This window comes from Desulfobulbaceae bacterium, assembly GCA_015231515.1.
In the GTDB taxonomy this organism is placed as follows: domain Bacteria; phylum Desulfobacterota; class Desulfobulbia; order Desulfobulbales; family VMSU01; genus JADGBM01.
Genome location: JADGBM010000204.1, coordinates 1 through 2803, shown reverse-complemented (window position 1 = coordinate 2803; position 2803 = coordinate 1). Strand labels below are relative to the sequence as shown.

Annotated in this window: 4 protein-coding genes; 3 read left to right on the top strand and 1 reads right to left on the bottom strand. The window is 46.3% G+C overall.

Annotated features, from left to right (window positions below; translation table 11 throughout):
* Positions 1-310: 310 nt before the first annotated feature.
* The 3 genes from HQK80_16280 to tsaE all read left to right on the top strand — a co-directional run bounded on the left by HQK80_16280 (position 311) and on the right by tsaE (position 2200).
* Positions 311-1327, top strand: a complete 1017-nt coding sequence (locus HQK80_16280; protein ID MBF0223747.1) for an NAD(P)/FAD-dependent oxidoreductase — start codon at positions 311-313, stop codon at positions 1325-1327.
* Between the two features lie 58 nt (positions 1328-1385).
* Positions 1386-1655 carry a hypothetical protein gene (locus tag HQK80_16275; protein MBF0223746.1) on the top strand — a complete coding sequence of 90 codons (270 nt, stop codon included), beginning with the start codon at positions 1386-1388 and terminating at the stop codon, positions 1653-1655.
* A 92-nt stretch (positions 1656-1747) separates the two neighbouring features.
* Positions 1748-2200 (top strand): tRNA (adenosine(37)-N6)-threonylcarbamoyltransferase complex ATPase subunit type 1 TsaE, encoded by a 453-nt coding sequence (gene tsaE, locus HQK80_16270; protein ID MBF0223745.1) that lies wholly within the window; start codon positions 1748-1750, stop codon positions 2198-2200.
* Between the two features lie 297 nt (positions 2201-2497).
* Here tsaE and HQK80_16265 read toward each other — a convergent pair.
* Positions 2498-2803, bottom strand: a 306-nt coding sequence (locus tag HQK80_16265; protein ID MBF0223744.1) for a PRC-barrel domain containing protein, incomplete at its 5' end; no start/stop codon positions are given.

The window sequence follows — 2803 nt, the reverse complement described above, 5'->3', positions numbered from 1 at the left end:
ACCTAACAGAACTAAAACAATCAGCCACAAAAAATTGCGTCCTTTTTTGGCCATGGACAATTTATCACGTTGATCTATACTCATCAGACACTCCTGATCCGGCAAGCCGGAAGTTTTTAAGCTACACAGCGGCAGAGCTGTACATACAATTATTAGGCGATTTCTGACAATCGAGGTTCGATTGAGCAAGTATCCCCTAGGCAAATATTGAAAAAAATTTATCAGAATATTAACATGTTATAAAAAAAAGTGGAAAAAAAATTAGATTTTACTCTCTTGACATCACCGTCAACTCCCCCTATAGAACGACATGGAAAAATTTCACGTTATCATCGTAGGGGCCGGACCAGCAGGTTTATGTTGCGCAAAACATCTCGCCCAAAACGGAGTAAAAGTCCTTGTCCTTGAGAAAAACTCCACAGTTGGCCCGAAGGTTTGCGCCGGAGGAATCCCTTTTCAAGCCCAGAAGGAACTCGCAATCCCGGAGCACCTTGTCCAAAGATCCTTTCCCTTGCAAAGGGTACAGACACCATGGCAAAAAGCAACTATCGCCTCCACTGAACCGATTATTATCACCGTAGATCGTTATGAGTTTGGCCAATGGATGTTGGCCGAGGCCCTTCAGGCAGGCGCAACAGTCAAGACGAACTCACCAGTCAAGGCAATTACCGGCAAAACCGTTCAAACAAAAGAGACGACCTATCACTTCAACTTTTTAGTGGGGGCAGATGGCAGCAGCTCCATTGTCAGACGCTATCTCAAGATACCAACCCAAAAGACTGGTGTTGGCATCAATTATCAGATCCCCACAATACATTCTGACATGGAGTGGCATCTCGATCCATCTTGTTTCCGAAGCGGTTACGCCTGGGCTTTTCCTCACCGGGAAACTACCTCTGTGGGGGCCTATGCTGAACGAAATAACCTCTCACCCCGCCACCTGAAAAACAACTTTTTGCACTGGGCTCAGGCCAACTACTTCGATCTGCAAAACACAACGCCCCAGGCTGCACTCATTAATTTTGACTATCAGGGCTGGAAGTTCAACAATATCTTTTTGGCCGGTGATGCAGCAGGCCTTGCTTCAGGGTTCACCGGCGAAGGAATTTATCCAGCCATTTTATCCGGCGAAACCATTGCCAAAACCATAATAGATGCGCAGTATAAGCCGATACGATTGGCAGATATATTGCGCCGACACAAAAGTCATCAACAGATACAAAACTTCTTTTGTGGCAGTAAAGTCATTTGCCAAATCTCACTGGAAATGCTAGTCTTGTCCTTGCGATTTAAACTCTTGCCGTTTAGGCTTCTTGAGTTGTATTAACTACTGCCTTCGACAGAATCAAATAACAACTTTGTTCCACATAGATTGGAGATGACCAATGCAATACGATAAAAACAAAACCAAGATCTACAATATTATTTTTGTTGTTATCTGCGGTGGCTTGCTGCTTTTTCTGCTTAACGCACCCGATGAAACCACAAAAAGGCTGCCAACTGATGATATCCATAATAAATATCAGGCCATGGATAAAAAAGAAGCCGAAACCTTCTGTGAGACCTGTCACAACCCAAAAGGTGAGGTACCGCTGCCAGCAAACCATCCCCCCAAATACCGCTGCCTCTTCTGCCACAAAAAGGCTGCCCAGTAGCTCTGTGGAGCAACCGAGTACAGGGATGAAAAAAACCAGGCAATCTGCCTCACCACCTATAGACAGATACACCTCCAACCCTGGACAATGGCATGCGTAACCTGTCGCTTGAGAACCTTGACCAAACAAACCTGTTTGGTCTCCACCTAGCCGAACTGGCCCGCCCTGGTGATATCTACACACTCACTGGCACACTCGGGGCCGGGAAGACGACCCTTACCCAATTTATTGGCCGTGGACTCGGTGTACCTGAGAACTGTTACATTACCAGCCCCACATTCAGCCTGATACACGAGTACCAAGGTCGTATTCCGTTATTTCATATGGATCTGTATCGACTTGCCAGTGAAGAAATCTTTGAGCTTGGCTTTGAGGAGTATCTCTACGGTGAAGGCCTGACAATCATTGAGTGGCCCGATCGTTTGGGAGAGTTAATGCCTGAGGATCGTTTGGAAATTGTCCTCGATTTTGCGTCAGAAACTGCCAGAACAGCAAGGCTCACGCCCCATGGTTCATTTACCAAACGGCAACTGGCCCACCTGTAACACAGTTGATTCGCTTACCCTTTTATTTTTGGCTATCCGGAACAAATAAATAGCAACTTTTCTGTACGAAAATGTGAGGATTTTTCTTCGCGTCATTCCCGCATGTCGTTGGCGGGAATCCACGGCGGAGAGGCCGCAAGTGCAATGGACTCCTGCCAAGAGCATGCAGGAGTGACGATAGAGGCTGAAATTCGGCAGTATATTTTTTATCAAAAATCGGCGATTGTCCTCCTCATCACCCATAACGTTTCAATTTATTCACGCAGTTTTTTGGTGTCGAATTGAGTGTTTTGTTCTTTATGGTTCAATTTTCCTCGTCTTTTCTTCAGAGGAAGGGGCGTTTGGAGTAGCCGGTTCATCAGCCCAGTATCCTTGCCGATTGTAATGTCGATGCAGTTCGATCTCATAAGCCCTGTTAAGCAGGGACTCATCCGTGTATTCCAGGGCCTGCTTGATGGTGTCACGGGGAAGTTTGACGAAGACTTTCGACTCGGCCCAACTGACGCACTCGATCCATGACGGTGCAATCAGAACCTTTTTCCCCGACCACCAGTTTTTCGTATCGATGATCAGATAGCGAATCGCCCACGTCTCGTCATCAAT